The organism is Halopseudomonas sabulinigri (genome assembly GCF_900105255.1).
Lineage (GTDB): Bacteria > Pseudomonadota > Gammaproteobacteria > Pseudomonadales > Pseudomonadaceae > Halopseudomonas > Halopseudomonas sabulinigri.
In genome coordinates, this window is record NZ_LT629763.1 from 2,991,660 (window position 1) to 3,010,000 (window position 18,341).

The 18,341-nt window shown below is 61.1% G+C and carries 16 protein-coding genes; 8 read left to right on the forward strand and 8 right to left on the reverse strand.

Translation table 11 applies throughout. From position 1 onward, the window contains the following. Nucleotides 1-102: 102 nt before the first annotated feature. From BLU26_RS13555 to BLU26_RS13565, 3 genes are all read right to left on the reverse strand, one after another. The gene (locus tag BLU26_RS13555) at nucleotides 103-678 is read right to left on the reverse strand and encodes an SPOR domain-containing protein (protein WP_092287433.1); all 576 of its coding nucleotides are present in this window, start codon (nucleotides 676-678) and stop codon (nucleotides 103-105) included. A 5-nt stretch (nucleotides 679-683) separates the two neighbouring features. Next, nucleotides 684-2,429: an arginine--tRNA ligase gene (gene argS, locus BLU26_RS13560; RefSeq protein ID WP_092287434.1), complete on the reverse strand. Its 1,746-nt coding sequence runs from the start codon at nucleotides 2,427-2,429 to the stop codon at nucleotides 684-686. Between the two features lie 77 nt (nucleotides 2,430-2,506). After that, a complete protein-coding gene (locus BLU26_RS13565) occupies nucleotides 2,507-4,723 on the reverse strand; it encodes a primosomal protein N' (RefSeq protein WP_092287435.1) in 2,217 nt (738 codons plus the stop codon). 225 nt (nucleotides 4,724-4,948) lie between these two features. Here BLU26_RS13565 and rpmE point away from each other — a divergent pair, with 225 nt between their 5' ends. The 3 genes from rpmE (at nucleotide 4,949) to BLU26_RS13580 (ending at nucleotide 7,372) form a co-directional block, all read left to right on the forward strand. Next, on the forward strand, nucleotides 4,949-5,161 hold the full coding sequence (gene rpmE, locus BLU26_RS13570) for a 50S ribosomal protein L31 (protein WP_092287436.1): 213 nt from the start codon (nucleotides 4,949-4,951) through the stop codon (nucleotides 5,159-5,161). A 25-nt stretch (nucleotides 5,162-5,186) separates the two neighbouring features. Continuing rightward, nucleotides 5,187-5,993: a thermonuclease family protein gene (locus tag BLU26_RS13575; protein ID WP_157719372.1), complete on the forward strand. Its 807-nt coding sequence runs from the start codon at nucleotides 5,187-5,189 to the stop codon at nucleotides 5,991-5,993. Nucleotides 5,994-6,109: 116 nt separating this feature from the next. After that, nucleotides 6,110-7,372: a malic enzyme-like NAD(P)-binding protein gene (locus BLU26_RS13580; RefSeq protein ID WP_092287438.1), complete on the forward strand. Its 1,263-nt coding sequence runs from the start codon at nucleotides 6,110-6,112 to the stop codon at nucleotides 7,370-7,372. A gap of 62 nt (nucleotides 7,373-7,434) precedes the next feature. Here the strand turns inward: BLU26_RS13580 and BLU26_RS13585 are convergent, their stop codons facing one another. The 5 genes from BLU26_RS13585 to fmdA all read right to left on the reverse strand — a co-directional run bounded on the left by BLU26_RS13585 (nucleotide 7,435) and on the right by fmdA (nucleotide 12,957). Beyond that, nucleotides 7,435-8,466 carry an AAA family ATPase gene (locus BLU26_RS13585; protein WP_092288497.1) on the reverse strand — a complete coding sequence of 344 codons (1,032 nt, stop codon included), beginning with the start codon at nucleotides 8,464-8,466 and terminating at the stop codon, nucleotides 7,435-7,437. A gap of 64 nt (nucleotides 8,467-8,530) precedes the next feature. After that, nucleotides 8,531-9,577 (reverse strand): aliphatic amidase, encoded by a 1,047-nt coding sequence (locus tag BLU26_RS13590; RefSeq protein ID WP_092287439.1) that lies wholly within the window; start codon nucleotides 9,575-9,577, stop codon nucleotides 8,531-8,533. A gap of 27 nt (nucleotides 9,578-9,604) precedes the next feature. After that, the gene (locus tag BLU26_RS13595; protein ID WP_197674490.1) at nucleotides 9,605-11,200 is read right to left on the reverse strand and encodes a sigma-54-dependent Fis family transcriptional regulator; all 1,596 of its coding nucleotides are present in this window, start codon (nucleotides 11,198-11,200) and stop codon (nucleotides 9,605-9,607) included. 133 nt (nucleotides 11,201-11,333) lie between these two features. Next, on the reverse strand, nucleotides 11,334-11,657 hold the full coding sequence (locus tag BLU26_RS13600; RefSeq protein ID WP_092287441.1) for an FmdB family zinc ribbon protein: 324 nt from the start codon (nucleotides 11,655-11,657) through the stop codon (nucleotides 11,334-11,336). 70 nt (nucleotides 11,658-11,727) lie between these two features. After that, complete coding sequence (fmdA, locus tag BLU26_RS13605; protein ID WP_092287442.1) at nucleotides 11,728-12,957, reverse strand: formamidase; 1,230 nt, start codon at nucleotides 12,955-12,957, stop codon at nucleotides 11,728-11,730. A 539-nt stretch (nucleotides 12,958-13,496) separates the two neighbouring features. Between fmdA and urtA the strand changes: the two genes are divergently transcribed. The 5 genes from urtA to urtE all read left to right on the forward strand — a co-directional run bounded on the left by urtA (nucleotide 13,497) and on the right by urtE (nucleotide 18,254). Then, nucleotides 13,497-14,642, forward strand: coding sequence for an urea ABC transporter substrate-binding protein (urtA, locus tag BLU26_RS13610; RefSeq protein ID WP_231702072.1), 1,146 nt, complete (start codon nucleotides 13,497-13,499; stop codon nucleotides 14,640-14,642). 72 nt (nucleotides 14,643-14,714) lie between these two features. Further along, nucleotides 14,715-15,638, forward strand: a complete 924-nt coding sequence (gene urtB / locus BLU26_RS13615; protein WP_092287444.1) for an urea ABC transporter permease subunit UrtB — start codon at nucleotides 14,715-14,717, stop codon at nucleotides 15,636-15,638. A gap of 27 nt (nucleotides 15,639-15,665) precedes the next feature. After that, nucleotides 15,666-16,808 carry an urea ABC transporter permease subunit UrtC gene (gene urtC, locus BLU26_RS13620; RefSeq protein ID WP_092287445.1) on the forward strand — a complete coding sequence of 381 codons (1,143 nt, stop codon included), beginning with the start codon at nucleotides 15,666-15,668 and terminating at the stop codon, nucleotides 16,806-16,808. Next, complete coding sequence (urtD, locus tag BLU26_RS13625) at nucleotides 16,805-17,545, forward strand: urea ABC transporter ATP-binding protein UrtD (protein ID WP_092287446.1); 741 nt, start codon at nucleotides 16,805-16,807, stop codon at nucleotides 17,543-17,545. The genes urtC and urtD overlap by 4 nt, the downstream gene beginning before the upstream one ends. 19 nt (nucleotides 17,546-17,564) lie before the next feature. Then, entirely contained in the window at nucleotides 17,565-18,254 is a 690-nt protein-coding gene (gene urtE, locus BLU26_RS13630) for an urea ABC transporter ATP-binding subunit UrtE (protein WP_092287447.1), read from the forward strand. The last annotated feature ends 87 nt before the right edge of the window (nucleotides 18,255-18,341 follow it).

The window sequence follows — 18,341 nt, forward strand, 5'->3', positions numbered from 1 at the left end:
AAGCTTGCCTGAAAACTATCTGGGGGCGGGTGTGGGGATTTCAAGGCGACCTCCCCTGGCGGGCAGAAGAACCGCCCCGGCGGGCGCCGGGGCAGTGCGGTATTACTGGGTGCGTTGCTGCGGCAGCAGGTTCTGGAAGCCGTTACCGCTCAGGGTGCTTTGCGCCTGGGCCAGGCTGCTCTTGTCCTTGAACGGGCCTACCTGCACGCGGTGCCAGGTCTGACCGTCGTTGAGCTTGGCGCTTTCCAGGTGCACATCCATGCCAAGCAGCAGGATCTGCGCGCGCACCTTGTCGGCGTCGGCCTGTTGCTTGAACGAGCCAGCTTGCAGGTAATAGCGGATTTTGTCGTCGGCGCTGTCGGGTTCTGCCGGCGTGGCGGGCGGCTCGACCTTGCCGGTGTTCTGCGGCACCACCACCTCGGACTCGGGCAGCAGAGTGTAGAAGTCGTAGGTCGGCTGTTGCGCGGGTGCCGGCTTGGCCGGGGCATTGGCAGGCTTGGGCGGCGGCGGGCTGCGCTTGACGTTGTCGTGGCCCGGCTCCAGCTGGAACAGGAAGGCCACGAACAGGCCGATCACCAGGCCACTGACCAGCCACAGCCAGCCGGGAATTCCCTTGCGTCTGGCGGCGGGTTGCGCGCGGCTGGCGCCGCGGCGGGGGGCTTTGCGTCCTTTTGCCATGCGGGTTACATGCGCTCCAATGTGGTAATGCCGAGCAGGTTAAGGCCTTGCTGCAGGGTGCGTCCAGTCAGGGCGGCGAGGCGCAGGCGGCTGTCGCGCTGAGCCTGACTGTCGGCCGCCAGAATCGGGCACTGTTCGTAGAAGCCCGAGAAACGTCCGGCCAGTTCATACAGATAGTGGCAGAGTACGTGGGGAGTGCCCTCGCGGGCAACATAGTTGAGTGTGTTGCCGAACTGCGCCAGGTGCGCACCCAGTTCCACTTCGGCCGGCGCCTCGAGCACCAGTGGTGCCAGGTCATCGAGTTGCGTCATTGGCCGCTCCAGCTTGCGGAACACGCTGGCCACGCGGGTGTAGGCGTACATCAGGTAGGGCGCGGTGTTGCCATCGAAGCTGAGCATCAAGTCGAAGTTGAAGCTGTAGTCGCTGCTGCGATGCTTGGACAGGTCGGCGTATTTGACCGCGCCAATGCCCACGGCGCGGGCGATCTCGCGCAGCTCGCCGGCGCTTAGCTCGGGATTCTTTTCGGCGACCAGGGTGTGTGCTCGCTCTTCGGCCTCGTCCAGCAGGTCGGTCAGTTTGACGGTGCCGCCGTCGCGGGTCTTGAACGGGCGGCCGTCGGCGCCGTTCATGGTGCCAAAACCCATGTGCTCCAACTGCATGTCCGCCGGCACAAACCCGGCCTTGCGCGCTACGGCAAACACCTGCTGAAAATGCAGCGCCTGACGTTGGTCGACAAAGTACAGCACGCGGTCGGCGTGCAGTTGCTCGTGCCGGTAGCGCATGGCCGCGAGATCGGTGGTGGCGTACAGGTAACCACCGCCGGCCTTCTGCACGATCACCGGCAGGGGCTTGTCTTCGCTGTTTTTGAACTCGTCGAGGAACACGCACTGCGCGCCCTCGCTTTCGGTCAGCAGGCCTGCGCTGCGCAGGTCGCTGACAATGCCGGCCAGTTGGTCGTTGTAGGCGCTTTCGCCGCGTACATCGGCCTGGGTCAGGCTGACGCCAAGGCGGTCGTAGACGGCCTGGCAATGGCCGAGGGAAATCTGGTTGAAGCGGTTCCACAGTGCCAGACACTGCGGATCGCCGGCCTGCAATTGCACCACGCGCTCGCGCGCGCGGTTGGCGAAGTCTTCGCTTTCATCAAAACGCTTCTTGGCCTGGCGGTAGAAGTTCTCCAGATCGCCGAGTTCTGCCTCGGCGTCGACCGGGTTTTCTTCCATGTAGGCCAGCAGCATGCCGAACTGGGTGCCCCAGTCGCCAACGTGATTCTGGCGGATGACGGTATGCCCAAGACATTCCAGCACCCGCGCCACGGCATCGCCAATGATCGAGGAGCGCAGGTGGCCCACGTGCATTTCCTTGGCGAGGTTGGGCGAGGAGTAATCGACCACCACGCGCTGCGCTTCGCCTGCCGCGCGGGCATTCAGTTGCAGGTCATCCAGCGCGCTCTGCAGTTGGGCGGCCAGCCAGGCGCTGTCCTGAAAGAAGTTGATAAAGCCGGGGCCGGCGATATTGACGTTGGCGACGGCCTGGTGGGCGGGCAGGGCGGCAACGATTTTATCGGCCAGATCGCGGGGCTTCATCTTCGCCGGTTTGGCCAGCATCATCGCCAAATTGCTGGCAAAGTCGCCGTGCGTCTTGTCGCGGGCGGTCTCGACCTGAATGTTGGGGGTGATATCGGCTGGCAGTACGCCTTCGTGCTTCAGAGTGTCGACGGCGGTGGCCAGAAGCTGGCTGATCAGGTTCTTCATTTAATGGAGTGTCCGGCAGGTGCCCAGTGAAAACCCGACATTATCCGGTTTAACCGGCGGATTGCCAAATCTTCAGCCTAGAACATGTCCAGCGGGTCGATATCGATGGACCAGCGTACCTTGCGCGCGTCCGGGTGCTGCTCCAGCAACGGCAATAGCAGATGGACCAATTGGTGCAGGGTAGAGCGCTGGGCGGCCTGCATCAGCAATTGCGCGCGGAAACGCCCGGCGCGGCGCTCCATGGGTGAGGGTACGGGGCCGAGCAGGTCGACCTCAGCCAACTGGTGCTGCTCGACCAGCAGCTCGGCGTGTTGCAGCGCCTCTTCGAGAAACTGGTTGGCGGCGCGGCCGTTGTTCGCCTCGGCGCGCAGCAGCGCCATGAAACGATAGGGCGGCAGCTGAGCGACGGCGCGCTCGGCCAGTTCGCGCTTGGCGATGGCCGGATAACCCTGCTCGGTCAGTTCGATCAGCAGGGGATGCTCGGCCATGTGCGTCTGAATGATCACCTGCCCCGGCTTTTCTGCCCGCCCGGCGCGCCCCGCGACCTGGGTAATCATCTGCGCCATGCGCTCGGGGCCGCGAAAGTCGGCGGAAAACAGCCCGCCGTCGGCATCGAGAATCGCCACCAGAGTGACATCCGGGAAGTGGTGCCCCTTGGCGAGCATCTGGGTGCCGACCAGAATGCACGGCTGGGCGCTCTGAATGGTCTCCATCATCTGCTGCATGGCTTTCTTGCGGCTCATACTTTCACGGTCGATGCGCAGCACCGGAAAGTCAGGAAAGCAGGTGTTGAGGTGCTCCTCGGTGCGCTCGGTGCCCGCGCCTAAGGGGCGTAGGTCGCTGCCCTGACACTTGGGGCAGTGTTTATCCATTGGGCGCTGGCTGTTGCAATGATGGCAATGCAGGTGCGCCGGAGACTGGTGCACCGTCATGCGTGCGTCGCAACGCTTGCATTCGGCGATCCAGCCGCAGTCGTGGCACATCAGCGTGGGGGCGAAGCCGCGGCGGTTGATAAACACCAGCACCTGATTGCCTTTGCTCAAATGCTCGCCGATCAACAGCGTGAGTGGCCGCGATAACCCGCCTTCCAGCGGACGGCTGCGAATATCCAGGCATTGGAAGCTCGGCGGCTTGGCGTTGCCGGCGCGCTGGGTCAGGCGCAGCAGCTGGTAGCGCCCCTGCTCGACGTTGTGCAGGCTCTCCAGCGACGGGGTCGCCGAGCCAAGAATGATGGCGACCTTTTCCAGGTGCGCGCGGTACACCGCCAGATCGCGCGCGTTGTAGCGCAGGCCCTCTTGCTGCTTATAAGAGAGATCGTGTTCTTCATCGACAATGATCAGGCCGGGCCGCGCCAGTGGGGTGAATATGGCTGAGCGCGTGCCGATCACGATGCCGGCGTCGCCATCGCGGGCGGCGATCCAGGCGTCCAGCCGCTCGCGGTCGTTCAGGCCAGAGTGCAGTATCACCACCGGGGCACTGAAGCGCTGCTGGAACCGTGCCAGGGTCTGCGGCGTCAGGCCGATTTCCGGAATCAGCACCAGCGCCTGATGACCGCTGCGCAGGCACTGCTCGATCGCCTGCAAGTACACCTCGGTCTTGCCGCTGCCGGTGACGCCTTCCAGCAGCCAGGCGTGAAAGCCGCTTTTGCCGAGAATGGCATCCAGCGCTGCCTGCTGCTCGTCATTGGCGGTCAGGGGTGCTTGCCTTAATAAAGGTAGCGGTTCGGCAATGTGATGCGGCGATTGCTCGATACGCTCGACCAGGCCCTTGCTTTCCAGTGCCTCCAGCGCGTCGCGGGTCAGCCCCCACTGGCTGATCAGCGCGTGTGACAGGCCATGTGGGTGCTGGGCTAAGGTCTGTACCGCGAGCTTTTGTTTTGGCGCACGCTGAATAGCCGGATGCTCCGGGTAGGCGCCGGGCAGCAATTGCCACAAGCGGTCCTGCCGTGCCAGCGCCGCCTCACCCTGGCGCAGCAACACCGGCAGCGCGACATTAAGGGTATCGCCCAGCCCGTGCTGATAGTAGCGCGCCGTCCACAGGCACAGCTGCCAAAGGCTGGGCGGCAGCAAAGGCGCGCGATCCAACAGCGCTTCGGCCGCTTTCAACTTGTCGCTGGGTACCTTACTTTGATCGCTCAGGCCGGCGATCACGCCGACCAAGGCGCGGCGGCCGAAGGGCACCCGCACCCGCTGGCCAATCTGCAATTGCTCGGGCGCCACGTCTGCCGGGGCCTGATAGTCGAACAGGCGGCGCAGCGGTGAGGGCAGGGCAACTTGCAAAATGGATGGCGGCACGCAACGGACTCCGGTAAGCAGAGGGCCATGTTACCACCGACACCCGAAAACGACCGGGCTTGCGTATAGGGCGAATTCTGTTATTATCGCCGGCCTAATTTCCGGTCGCTCTGCTTGCGAGCTGTTTGCAGCGCTTGCTACCAGCCCGGATTGGCAGAGAGTTTACTGAGTGCGGTGCCCGATCAGGTTGATCCGGTGGCGGCACAAACCAACCGAGGAAAGACCATGAAAGCTGATTTGCATCCCAAGTACGAAGAAATCAAAGCTACCTGCAGCTGCGGTAACGTGATCACTACCCGTTCCAGCCTGTGTGCACCTATCCACCTGGACGTGTGCTCCGAGTGCCACCCCTTCTACACCGGTAAGCAGAAGGTGCTGGACACTGGCGGACGTATCGAGCGCTTCAAGCAGCGTTTCGGCGCAGTCAGCAGCAAGTAAGACGAAAAGACAGGCCCTAGTGGCTTTGTCCAATCGAAGAAAGGCGCTCCAGTGGAGCGCCTTTTTTGTTGCCTGGATGTTGGCCTTGCCGTCGCAGGCGCAGGCGCGTGATGAGCTGTGTGCCATGCCGTCGGGTGCGCAGCCGGTGGTCAGTCAGCGCGTGACCGACGGCGACACCCTGCGCCTGCAGGATGGGCGCCGGGTGCGGCTCATCGGCATCAATGCGCCTGAGCTGGGGCGCAATGGCAAGCCCTCCGAGCCTTACGCCCAGGCTGCCAAGCGCGCGCTTCAGGCGTTGGTCGATGGCCAACCCCTGCAGCTGGTGACCGGTGATGAGGCGACTGATCGCTACGGCCGCACCCTGGGTTACCTGTTTGATCAGCGCGGCGAGAATCTGGAGGCGCAATTGCTGGCGCAGGGCATGGGCTACGCCGTGGCGATTCCGCCCAATCTTGCCCTGATCAATTGCCATGTAGCTGCAGAGCAGGCTGCCCGCGACGCTCGCCTGGGTCTTTGGCAAGCGCCGCCAGTCGTGGCGGTCGATACGCTGCGCCGTGGCGGTTTTCAGTTGGTGCAGGGCAAGGTCAGTGCGGTCAATACGGCAGGCACGACGCTCTGGGTTGATCTGGACGGGCCGCTGACGCTGCGGTTTACCGCCGCCGACCGCGCGTTGTTCAGCGTCTGGCCTGACGACAGCTGGGTAGGTCGCCGCCTGGAACTGCGCGGCTGGCTGCTCGACCGGCAGAACTGGGGCGGCCAGCGCCCCGGCTTTCGGCGTTTTATGCTCAACGTTCGGCACCCTTCGCAGATTCGCCGACTGCCCGCAGAATAAGCGAAAGTTGCAACCGATTGGCCTTGACATTGATGCTGTGAATAACCTTGTTAGCCCTCGGGGTTTTATGTATTCTCCGACGTCCGCATGAGCAACCTGACCGGAAACTATTGACCATGTCTGATTTGAGAACTGATGCACTCGCCTATCACGCCAATCCGCGTCCAGGCAAGCTGAGCGTAGAACTGACCAAGCCGACCGCCACCGCGCGCGATCTGGCTCTGGCCTACAGCCCGGGTGTAGCAGAACCGGTGCGCGAAATCGCCAAGGATCTGGAAAACGCCTACAAATACACCGGTAAAGGCAACCTGGTTGCCGTTATCTCAGACGGAACTGCCATCCTCGGCCTGGGTAACCTGGGTCCGCTGGCGAGCAAGCCGGTCATGGAAGGCAAGGGCGTGTTGTTCAAGCGCTTTGCCGGGATTGACGTGTTCGACATCGAAGTCGAGTCCGAAAGCCCGCAGGCCTTCATCGATACCGTCAAGCGTATCTCGTGCACCTTCGGTGGCATCAACCTGGAAGACATCAAGGCACCCGAGTGCTTTGAGATCGAACGTGCGCTGATCGAGCAGTGCGACATTCCGGTCTTCCACGACGATCAGCACGGCACCGCGATTGTGACGGCTGCTGCCATGATCAACGCGCTGGAATTGGCCGACAAGACAATCGAAAGTGCCAAGATCGTATGTCTGGGTGCTGGCGCCGCGGCCATCGCGTGCATGAAGCTGCTGGTCAGCATGGGCGCCAAGGCTGAAAACATTTACATGCTCGATCGCAAGGGTGTTATTCACTCCGGCCGCGATGACCTGAACGAATACAAGGCCATCTTCGCGACTGAGACCGACAAGCGCACGCTGTCCGATGCCATGAAAGGCGCTGACGTGTTCGTTGGTTTGTCCGGTCCGAACTTGCTGCAACCGGCCGAGCTGAAACTGATGGCGGAAAACCCCATCGTGTTCGCCTGCTCCAACCCGGATCCGGAAATCGACCCCGAGCTGGCCCATGCTTCCCGTCCTGACGTGATCATGGCAACCGGTCGCTCCGATTATCCGAACCAGGTTAACAACGTACTGGGCTTCCCCTTCATCTTCCGTGGTGCACTGGACGTTCGCGCGACCCGCATCAACGAAGAAATGAAGATCGCCGCGGTGCACGCCATCCGTGAACTGGCCAAGGAGCCGGTTCCTGAGTACGTGTCCCAGGCTTACGGCGGCATTGATCTGGCATTTGGTCGTGAGTACATCATTCCCAAGCCGATGGATGTGCGCCTGATCGAGAAGGTGCCGGCAGCTGTTGCCCAGGCCGCTATCGATTCCGGTGTGGCGACTCGCCCCTACCCGGCGCATTACCCGCTCAAGTCAGTCGAAGACTGCATCTGAGCTGGTTGATGTGAAAAACCCCGCTACGGCGGGGTTTTTTGTGTCTGCTGTTTTGCTGCGGCTCAGCATCCGGGCGCCTCGATGCTGATCTCGATTGGCCTCGCTGCGTTGCCCAGGCTGGCGCGCAGCAGGCTGCCGGGCGGGCAGCCGTCGTTACTGAGCAGACAGTGGGCAACCGCCGGCTCCAGATGGTGGCGGAAGGTGCGCGCCATGGCGCGGGCTCCGTAGCGTGGATCAAAGCCCTGTTGCGCCAGCCACTGGCGAGCAGGCTGGTCGAGCAGCAGTTGTACCTGATGTTTACCCAGGCGCTGGTTGAGGCGGGCCAGTGCCAGGTCTACCAACTGCACAAGCTGATCGCTGGGCAGGCGCTGGTAGTGAATGCGGTGATCAATACGGTTGATGAACTCCGGATCAAGCCGGGCATTGAGCGCGGCCTCCTGTTGCTGCCTTTGCCGGGCAGCGCGCCAGCGCGGCGGCAGCCATTTGTGGGCTGGCTGACCGGCGCCCAGATTGGAGGTCATGAAGATCAGGCTATTGCGAAAATCCAGCGTGTCGTTGCCGGCACTCAGGCGCAATTGGCCGTTGTCGAGGATGTTCATCAGCGCGCGAATCACCTGGTCGTCGGCCTTTTCCAGCTCGTCGAACAGCACGATGCCGGGGCGGCCGTAGTCGCCTTCAATGCGCTCGCGGTCAAACAGCGTGGTGCCTTCCTTGCTGCCGACGTAACCGGGCGGGGCGCCGGTCAGTGAGGCGGCGTAATGCGACTGCGCCAGGGTATTCATGTCGATGCGGCAGTAGGCATCAGTGCTGCCGTGGATGGCCTCGGCCAGCAGCCGCACGGTTTCGGTCTTGCCGACGCCGGTTGGCCCCAGCAACAGATACGTGCCCAAGGGGCGTTGCGGATCACCGAGTTCGGCCTTGATCACGCGCAGGCTGCTGCCCAGCTCCTGCAGCGCCGAGTCCTGGCCCAGGATGCGGCTGTGCAGGCGAGCCATCACGCTGTCTGGATCAAAGCGAAAGCGCGATTGTTGGGTGGCGGGCCTGGCCGCGACGCGCGCCTGGTTGGCGGCCAGAACATCATTGATAAAGGGCATGGCTTGCATTCACCTGCATCGGACTGCGGGGCAGCCGGCGGCACGCGCGGTGCCGCCGACAGGTTCAGGCACCGGCTTCGCGATCCTTGCCGGGGTGGGGTAGCTCGCCCACCGGGCAGTCGGCCACGCCAATGGTTTTGCGCGTCATCGCCTCGACGTTGTCACGGGCCTTTTCGGCATCCAGCACCCAGGTGCGGTAGAAGTCGAAGGGGCAATCGGCTACGCCACGGTCGCCGTCACCGGAGTTGTACATACCGGTGTAACCGCGGTGCAGCAGCTTGAACAGATGGTTCTGGGATTGGTCATTGGCGCGCGCGTCGCGGATTTGTGATACCGACAGCTGCGCGTACTGAATGCCCATGTCCTCCTCGCCGCATTCACCCAGGGTGCGCCCATCAAAGCCGATGATCGCGGAATGGCCGAAGTAGGAGTAGACGCCGTCAAAGCCGGTGGCGTTGGCCACGGCGACATAACAGTTGTTGGCCCAGGCCATGGACTTGGCCATCATCACTTGCTGTTCCTTGGCCGGGTACATGTAACCCTGGCAGCGCACGATCAGCTCGGCGCCTTTCATCGCGCAGTCTCGCCAGATCTCCGGGTAGTTGCCGTCATCGCAGATAATCAGGCTGATCTTCATGCCCTTTGGGCCTTCCGAGACGTAGGTGCGATCGCCGGGATACCAGCCTTCGATTGGACACCAGGGAATGCACTTGCGGTACTTCTGTACTATCTCGCCCTGGTCGTTGATCAGGATCAGCGTGTTGTAGGGCGCCTTGTTCGGGTGCTCTTCATGTTGCTCGCCGGTCAGCGAGAAGATGCCCCAGGTTTTCGCCTGCTTGCAGGCTTCGCTGAAAATGCGGGTTTCGTCACCCGGCACGGTGGCAGCGGTGGCCATCATCTCGTCGTGGTCGTACATGATGCCCATGGTGCTGTATTCCGGGAACACCACCAGGTCCATGCCGGGCAGGCCCTGTTTCATGCCGATGATCATGTCGGCAATTTTGCGTGCGTTATCCAGGACCTCGGCGCGGCTGTGCAGGCGGGGCATCTTGTAGTTGACCACGGCAACGCCGACGGTATCGGGGCTGCTGGAAATATCACCATGACGCATGGGTAACTCCTCCGTTCGGTTTGTCTGTCAGTTGCGCCCGATGCCGAGCTTGTCGACCCGGTAACGCAGCTGCCTGAGGCTGATATTGAGGCGTCGTGCGGCCTCGGACTGATTGTTGTTGGTCTGCGACAGCATGGCGCTGATCTGTTCGGCTTCGTCCTGCTGTACCCAGTTGTAGGAGCGGCCGTACTGGCGTGGCTCCTCGGCGGCTGGCGCTTCTGCTGGCGCGGCGGCGGTGCCGGGCATGTGGCGGTTGCCGGGAATAGTGATGGCGCTCTCCGAGGCCAGCGCCTGGCGCAGTTTTTCACCGCTGAGCAGCTCCTGTTCGCTGGTCAGCGCGGCGCGCTCCAGCACGTTCTGCAACTGGCGGATGTTGCCTGGCCAGTCGAAGTTTTCGAGGATGCCGAAGGCCTCGGGGCAGAGGCTCCAATTGCGCTCGTAGTGATGGTTGAGTTCGTTGAGAAAATGCAGGGCCAGTTGTTTGATGTCTTCCTGGCGCTCGCGCAGCGGCGGTAGATGCACCGGCACCACATGCAGGCGATAAAACAGGTCGAGGCGGAAGGCGGCCTGGTTTACCTGGGCTTGCAGGTTGACGTGGGTGGCGGTGATGACACGAAAGTCCACCGACACCGACTCGTTGCTGCCAATCGGGTCGACCTTTTTCTCCTGCAGCACGCGCAGCAGTTTCGCCTGCAGCGACAGCGGCATGTCGCCGATCTCATCGAGGAACAGGGTGCCGCCGTCGGCCTGGACAATCTTGCCCTGCTTGTTCTGGGCGGCGCCGGTAAAGGCGCCCTTGGTATGACCAAATAGCTCCGACTCGAGCAGGTCGGCAGGAATCGCCGCGCAGTTGATGCAGATGAATGGCTTCTCGCGGCGGTCGCTCTGCTGGTGAATCATCCGTGCGAATTTTTCCTTGCCGGTGCCCGACTCACCGAGCAGCATCACAGGTGCGTCGCTGTGGGCGACCTGGATGGTCGAGCGCACTGCGTCCATGAGCGCCGGGCTGCTGCCGAGAATGCCGTGCGCCAGGCTCTGTTTGACCATGCCTTCAATGGCGATGCTGTGGCGCAGGCTCTGATTCTCTTTCACCAGATGCTCGGTCTGCTCGACCACAAACTGGTGAATGCGCAGTACCTGGCCGATCATCGCCGCGGCCACGCGCAACAGGCTGATGTCGCCATCAAAGGGGCGCTCGTGCATGCCTTCGCGTTGCACCGAGAGCACCCCAATGGGCGTGCCTGACTCCAGAATCGGCACCGAGATAAAAGCCATGCGGCCACCGCTGTGGTGAGCCAGCTCGGTAATGCGGCGTACGAACAGCGGCTCGTTGTCGACGTCCGGGACCAGGCCGATCGATCCGGTGCGCATGACGTAACCGGTGACGCCCTGGTTGATGTTCAGATTGAAGCGCCCGGCTTTCAGGTCTTCGACCGACAGGCCGTAGGAGTATTTCACCTGCAGGGTGTCGGAATTGGCTTCGGGCAGGCTGACCCGTCCGCAGTTCAGCCCGTACAGCTGGGACAGCAAGCGCAGGATGCCCTGAATGGTGCGGGGCGCATCCAGCGGCTTCTCCAGCAGTTTGGCCATCTCCAGAATGACGACCAGTTCGCGCTTCATCATCTGTTGGGCTATCCGTTCAGGCATGAGATTCAAGATGAGAGAGTCCTCGCGGCGGAAATGATGTCCGCGCGACCTTTCACCGGTGTTCGGTAGGGATTCAACAACGCGGGGCTTGCCCGCCATCGCCGCAGCGCTAATGGCTGATCATCCAGGGTCGTCGCGGACCGCTCTGCTGCTTCAGGGCAGGGGGCTGACCTTCGGCGCGCGGCTTGTGCGTACAACTTCCGGAACTGCAACAACTGTGCCCGTGGCTGACCTTGGGCGCGTGGGCGCTGCGCTCGTTGGTCTCGTGCGCCTTGCGCTGCTGGGCGTTCATGGTCTGCAAGCGGGGGGCGGAAATGCGACGCTGCATAGGCTGGCTGCAGGCTGGGCAGTCGCGCGGCAGGTTGCGCTCGCTGCTGGGCAGCAGGGCTTCAAAAGGCCCGCAGGCCTCGCATTCAAAATCGTATAGTGGCATGGAGTGCTCCCGGTTGGTGCGAAGAAGTTGCGGCGGCCCGCGCCAGCTTGGTGCGGGCCGCCGTGTGCGCTCAGCCTTTCCAGAGCGCGGTGGGTACTTCGTCGCTGCTGACCGCAATGGTCGGACCGTCAGCGTTGGGCATGATGTCGAAATCGAAGATTTCGGTGGGTATCCAGACCGTCGCGCAGACGTTGGGTACATCGACGATACCGCTGATGTGGCCCTGTACTGGTGCAGTCCCCAGTAGCGAGTAGGCCTGGGCGCCGCTGTAGCCGAACTTCTTCAGATACTCGATGGCGTTGAGGCAGGCTTGGCGATAAGCAACGTGGGCATCCAGATAGTGCTGCTTGCCGCTCTCATCAACCGAGATACCCTCGAAGATCAGGTGTTTCTTGTAGCTGGGCGCCATGTCGCTGGGCTGGAAGATCGGGTTCTTGACGCCGTACTTCTTGCAGCCGTCCTTGATCAGGTTGACGCGAATGTGAATCCAGCCGGCCATCTCGATGGCGCCGCAGAAGGTGATTTCGCCGTCGCCCTGGGAGAAGTGCAGGTCCCCCATCGACAGGCCACCGCCTTTGACGTAGACCGGGAAGAACACCCGTGAGCCCTTGGTCAGATCCTTGATGTCGCAGTTGCCGCCGTGTTCGCGTGGCGGCACGGTGCGCGCGCCCTCGTTGGCCACCTTGGCGGCGGCGTCACCGGTGGCACGGCCAACGTGGGCGGTGGGTGCGTAGGGCGGGTTGGCCAGGCCGGGTACGCGATCCGGGTCGGTGTCGATCAGCGCTTGCTCGCGCTTGTTCCACTCATCCAGCAGCTCCTGCGATGGCAGGCAGCCGATCAGGCCGGGGTGCATCAGGCCGATGAATTCGACGCCCGGAATGTGGCGTGACTTGGTGTAGATACCGTTGAAGTCCCAGATGGTCTTGCGTGCCTCAGGGTAATGCTCGGTCAGGAAGCCGCCGCCATTTTCCTTGGCGAACACGCCGTTGAAACCCCACATCTGATCGGCGAAGGCGCCGATATCCAGAATGTCGACCACCATCAGGTCACCCGGCTCGGCGCCTTCGACGGCCACCGGGCCGCTGAGGTAGTGCACCTTGGTGAGGTCGACATCCCGTACGTCTTCGGCGCTGTCATTGTTGCCGATCTGGCCGCCGGTCCAGTCCATGCATTCAATGATGAAGTCGGCACCGGGTTTCACGGTGGCGACCATGGGCACATCCGGGTGCCAGCGGTTGTGAATGTTGTCGTGCTCCTGAGGGCTTTTGCTCAGGTCGATCTTGATCAGTGTTTCAGCCATGACAGGGAATCCTCTGCGTCTGGGGGGGTAGTTTGTCAGGCCCAATGACGGCCCGTGCCCAATCCCAGAGCATTAGCCGTGCCAGCTTTGTTTACAATTTGAAATGCGTTTGAAATCAGTGGCTTGAAGTAATTGTCAAGAATGGCGGCAGCTATGTCGGTGCAGTCTTGTGACAATGTCATGGGGTGATTGCTGACATTGTCATGACAATGTCATTCGCACATTGTCATTTCCCGGGTGCCTGGCTTTGACATTGCGTGACCCTGCCGAGGCGGGCCAAACCGCGGTTTTGTCTCATGCCTATGATTTAAAACAGATTTTCATTTGCAGGGGATTTATTTTTCGGCGGCTGGGAGGTGCTGGCACAGTGGTTGCTCTGGGGTGAGGGTGACAGGCAAGCGGGTAGGGAGTGCGGCCCGCTTTCCGGTTTTACCCACACTAAGGAGATTTACCCTATGCAAGATTCAACACACAGCAAGCCGGCCTGGAAGCGCCGCCTTCTCGGGTTGGCGCTGAGTACCGGGTTGGGCTTTTCCGGAATGGCCGGCGCTGCCGAAGTCAACACCACTGGCCTGGCGGTCACCGATGACACTGTGCAGGTCGGTATCCTGCACTCGATCACTGGCACCATGGCGATCAGCGAAACCGGTTCGGTAGAAGCTGAAAAGCTCGCCATTGAACAGATCAACGCGGCTGGCGGTGTGCTGGGTCGTCAGATCGAGATCATTCAGGAAGACGGCGCCAGTGACTGGCCGACCTTCGCTGAGAAAGCGCGCAAGCTGCTGGTGCAGGACAACGTAGCCGCCGTCTTCGGCTGCTGGACCTCTGCCTCACGCAAAGCGGTTCTGCCCGTGTTCGAGAAAGAAAACGGCATGCTCTACTACCCGACTTTCTATGAAGGTCTGGAGCAGTCCAAGAACGTGATCTACACCGGTCAGGAAGCGACCCAGCAGATTCTGGCTGGCCTCGACTGGATCGCCAAGGAGAAGGACGCCAAGACTTTCTACCTGGTCGGCTCCGACTACATCTGGCCACGTACCTCCAACAAGATTGCACGCAAGCACATTGAAACCGTGCTGGGCGGCACCGTTGTTGGTGAAGAGTACTACCCGCTGGGCAACACCAACTTCGGCTCGCTGATCAACAAGATCCGCCTGAAGAAGCCTGACGTTGTTTACTCCAGCATCGTGGGCGGCTCCAACGTTGCCTGGTGGAAGCAGCTGAAAGCGGCCGGTATCACCGCTGACCGTCAAACCATCATGACCATCTCGGTTACCGAGGACGAAGTGCTCGGCATCGGCGGCGAAAACATGGAAGGTTTCTACTCCTCCATGAAGTACTTCCAGTCGCTGGATAACGAAAACAACGTCGAGTTTGTTAAAGCCTTCAAAGAGCGTTGGGGTGACGACAGCGTTATCGGTGACGTAACTCAAGCCGCTTACCTTGGCCCCTGGTTGTGGAAAGCCGCCGTCGAGAAAGCCGGTAGCTTTGATGTTGATGCCGTCGCTGCGGCCTCTGCGGAAATCGAGCTGACCACCGCGCCTGAAGGCTACGTGAAAGTGCACGAGAACCATCACCTGTGGAGCAAGCTGCGTGTGGGTCAATGGCAGGCAGATGGTCAGGCCAAAGTGGTTTACGAGTCTGATCTGATCGAGCCAAACCCCTTCCCGGAAGGTTATCAATAAGCCGTCCTGGTGACGTGATGCAATCCGATGCGGCCCTCGCGGCCGCATCCTTCCGAGTCTAGGAGAGCAATTATGGGCGGTTACACATCGCAGGAGCTGACGGCCATTTTCGTCATGCAGGGCTTCAGTGGCCTGAGCCTGTTCTGCGTCTTTCTGCTGATGGCCCTCGGGCTGGCGATCATTTTCGGGCAGATGGGCGTTATCAATATGGCCCATGGTGAGTTTCTTACCCTGGGCGCTTACATCACCTGGATGGTATCCAAACTGGCCACGGAAACCTGGCCCTGGATGCAGGATTTTTACTTCCCGCTGGCGGTGGTGCTCGCCTTTGCCGGTACCTTTGTGCTCGGTTATCTGGTGGAAATGCTGTTGATCAGGCGCCTTTACAGTCGGCCGCTGGATACGCTGCTGGCGACCTGGGGGCTGGGTCTGATCCTGCAGCAGATTTACCGCTCTACTTTCGGTCCGCGTGAAGTCAGCGTGGTGATGCCCGACTGGCTGATGGGGTCTTGGGCGCCAACCGACATTATCGATATTCCATTGAACGGCCTGTTCGTGATGGGCATCACCTCCCTGATGACGCTGCTGGTAGTGATACTGCTGTATCGCTCGCGCTGGGGCATCAAGGTGCGTGCCACCACGCAGAACCGGGCAATGGCAAACGCCGCGGGTATCAATACCCAGCGGGTTGACCGTTTTACCTTTGCACTGGGTTGCGGCATCGCCGGTGTGGCGGGTGCGGCCTTTACCACTATTGCCTCCACCGGGCCGACCACCGGCGGGCTGTATATCGTCGATACCTTCCTGGTGGTGGTGTTTGGCGGTGCAGCCAGCTTGCTCGGCACCGTGGTCTCGGCGTTCGGTATTGCCCAGTCGCAATCGATTCTCGAGTTTTTCCTCAGTGGGTCCATGGCCAAGGTCATCACCCTGCTGACCGTGGTGGGCATTCTGATGTTCCGTCCCCAAGGGCTCTTTGCAAGCAAGGTGCGTCGCTAAGCGACGCCCTGGCTGGAGGTTATTGAAATGGATAAGTGGATAGCAGCATTTGGGGGGCGGCAACGGTTGTTGCAGTTGCTGGCGCTGGCCGTCCTGCTTCTGGTCATTCTGCCGCTGACGCTGGATATCTTCCGGTTGAATCTGGTCGGCAAGTATCTGACCTATGCCTTTGTGGCGGTGGGCCTGGTGCTCTGCTGGGGATACGGCGGCATTCTCAGCCTGGGGCAGGGGGTGTTTTTCGGCATCGGCGGGTACTGCATGGCGATGTTTCTCAAGCTGGAAGCGTCCAGCCCCGAGAACACCGCTATTCAAAGTACGCCGGGTATTCCGGACTTCATGGACTGGAACCAGATCACCGAACTGCCGGCGATGTGGATGCCCTTTCACAGTCTGACCCTGACCATAGCGCTGATCCTGACGGTGCCGGCGTTGTTCGCTTTCATCATCGGTGCGGCCATGTTCAAGCGGCGTGTGGGTGGGGTGTATTTTGCGATCATCACCCAGGCCATCGCGTCCATCGCCACCATTCTGATCATCGGTCAGCAGGGCTACACCGGCGGCATCAATGGTATTACCGACCTGCGCACGTTGCTGGGCTGGGATATCCGCCCGGACAGTTCGAAGTATCTGCTGTACTTCCTCTGCTGCATCCTGTTGATCGTCTGCCTGCTGATCGGTCAGTTTGTGCTTAACAGCCGCTACGGCAAGTTGCTGATTGCCATGCGCGACCAGGAAGACCGCGTGCGCTTCTCCGGGTATGACGTCGCCAACATCAAGATCTTCGTGTTTGCCCTGGCCGGGGTGTTTTCCGCGCTGGGCGGTGCGATGTTCGCGCTGCAGGTTGGCTTCATGTCGCCGTCGTTTGTCGGCACTGTGGTGTCGATTGAAATGGTCATCTTCTGCGCGGTGGGCGGTCGGCTTTCGCTGATTGGCGCGGTGTACGGCGCGCTGCTGGTCAATCTGGCCAAGACCCTGCTGTCGGAGAGCTTCCCGCAGCTGTGGATCGTGTTCATGGGTGCACTCTTTATTGGCGTGGTGCTGCTATTCCCGCAGGGACTGGCCGGTATCTACGAAGACTATGTTCGTCCTCGGGTAGCAGCGTTGTTCTCGCGCAAGTCGAGCGGCAAGCGCAGCGCTGACGACGGTGTTGCACAGGAGGCACAGTCATGACATCGCCCATTCTGTTGGCCATCGAAGATCTGACCGTATCCTTTGACGGTTTCAAGGCTGTCGACGGACTCAATCTGTACGTAGAGCGCAATGAGGTGCGGGTAGTGATCGGCCCCAATGGCGCCGGCAAGACCACGCTGCTGGATCTGATCTGTGGCAAGACCAAGGCGTCTGCGGGGTCAATCAAGTTCAAGGACACCGAGCTGACCAAATTGGTAGAGCATGACATCGTCAAGGCGGGCGTGGGACGCAAGTTCCAGACGCCCTCTATTTACGAAAACCTCAGCGTGCGGGAAAACCTGGAGCTCTCCTACCCGAAGGGGCGCAATGTCTTTGGCAGCCTGTTCTTCAAGGTGACTGACAAGGTTCAGGCGCGGGTACTTGAGGTGGCCAGAGATATTTTCCTGAGTGATCGCCTGGACACCAGCGCGGGTCTGCTCAGCCACGGGCAAAAGCAGTGGTTGGAAATCGGCATGCTGCTGATTCAGGACCCGGAGCTGTTGATGCTGGATGAGCCGGTAGCCGGTATGAGTGTTTCCGAGCGGGAGGCCACGGCCGAGCTGCTGGGCCGCATCAGCAAGAACCGCTCGGTGATCGTCATCGAACACGACATGGACTTCGTCAAGGACATTGCTCACCGCGTCACCGTGCTGCATCAGGGCAAGCTGCTCGCTGAAGGCAAGATGGATGAGGTGCAGCAGAACGAAAAGGTCATCGAGGTTTACCTCGGTCATTAACTGAGTAGGGAGCATGAGCATGTTGAAAGTAAGCGACCTGCGGGTCAGTTATGGCATGAGCGAGGTCATCCACGGCATCAATCTGGAGGTGGGCGAGAACGAGACGGTCGCCATCATGGGCCGCAATGGCATGGGCAAGACCACGCTGTTCAAGTCGCTGATCGGCATGATTCCCTGCAGTGGCGGTGAGATCACCTTTAACGACAGGGCGTTGTCGAAGCTGCAGTCCTACCAGCGGGTGGCCAGTGGCATTGCCTACGTGCCACAGGGGCGGATGGTATTTCCGACCCTGACAGTAGAGGAAAACATCATGGCCGGGCTGGAGGTCACCGGACGCCGCAAGGTACCGGATGACATCTATGAGCTGTTCCCGGTGCTGCTGGAAATGCGCCACCGCAAGGCGGGCAACCTATCGGGCGGCCAGCAACAGCAGCTGGCGATCGGGCGGGCGCTGGCGGCTAACCCCAAGGTGCTGTTGCTGGATGAGCCGACCGAGGGGATTCAGCCGTCGATCATCAAACAGCTGGCAACCACGCTGAATGAAATCAAGCAGCTGCGCAAGATCAGCATTGTGGTGTCGGAGCAGGTATTGAGCTTCGCGCTCAATGTGGCCGATCGCATGCTGGTGATCGACAAGGGCAAGATAGTGCATGAAGCCGTCGGCGAGCAGATCGACAAGGCGCACATCAGCAAGTATCTGTCCGTCTAAAGGCCATAAACACTGGCCCGGCCCGGCACCTGAACAAGGCGCCGGGCTTTTTTGTGTGCGAGATGAAAATAAGCGCTTGACGGCCCC

What these genes read in the sequence shown, in the direction of transcription:
- BLU26_RS13555 (WP_092287433.1), bottom strand. Translation starts at nt 678, where the DNA reads ATGGCAAAAGGACGCAAAGCCCCCCGCCGCGGCGCCAGCCGCGCGCAA.
- argS (WP_092287434.1), bottom strand. Translation starts at nt 2,429, where the DNA reads ATGAAGAACCTGATCAGCCAGCTTCTGGCCACCGCCGTCGACACTCTG.
- rpmE (WP_092287436.1), top strand. Translation starts at nt 4,949, where the DNA reads ATGAAAGCTGATTTGCATCCCAAGTACGAAGAAATCAAAGCTACCTGC.
- BLU26_RS13580 (WP_092287438.1), top strand. Translation starts at nt 6,110, where the DNA reads ATGTCTGATTTGAGAACTGATGCACTCGCCTATCACGCCAATCCGCGT.
- BLU26_RS13585 (WP_092288497.1), bottom strand. Translation starts at nt 8,466, where the DNA reads ATGCCCTTTATCAATGATGTTCTGGCCGCCAACCAGGCGCGCGTCGCG.
- BLU26_RS13590 (WP_092287439.1), bottom strand. Translation starts at nt 9,577, where the DNA reads ATGCGTCATGGTGATATTTCCAGCAGCCCCGATACCGTCGGCGTTGCC.
- BLU26_RS13595 (WP_197674490.1), bottom strand. Translation starts at nt 11,200, where the DNA reads ATGATGAAGCGCGAACTGGTCGTCATTCTGGAGATGGCCAAACTGCTG.
- BLU26_RS13600 (WP_092287441.1), bottom strand. Translation starts at nt 11,657, where the DNA reads ATGCCACTATACGATTTTGAATGCGAGGCCTGCGGGCCTTTTGAAGCC.
- fmdA (WP_092287442.1), bottom strand. Translation starts at nt 12,957, where the DNA reads ATGGCTGAAACACTGATCAAGATCGACCTGAGCAAAAGCCCTCAGGAG.
- urtA (WP_231702072.1), top strand. Translation starts at nt 13,497, where the DNA reads ATGGCCGGCGCTGCCGAAGTCAACACCACTGGCCTGGCGGTCACCGAT.
- urtB (WP_092287444.1), top strand. Translation starts at nt 14,715, where the DNA reads ATGGGCGGTTACACATCGCAGGAGCTGACGGCCATTTTCGTCATGCAG.
- urtC (WP_092287445.1), top strand. Translation starts at nt 15,666, where the DNA reads ATGGATAAGTGGATAGCAGCATTTGGGGGGCGGCAACGGTTGTTGCAG.
- urtD (WP_092287446.1), top strand. Translation starts at nt 16,805, where the DNA reads ATGACATCGCCCATTCTGTTGGCCATCGAAGATCTGACCGTATCCTTT.
- urtE (WP_092287447.1), top strand. Translation starts at nt 17,565, where the DNA reads ATGTTGAAAGTAAGCGACCTGCGGGTCAGTTATGGCATGAGCGAGGTC.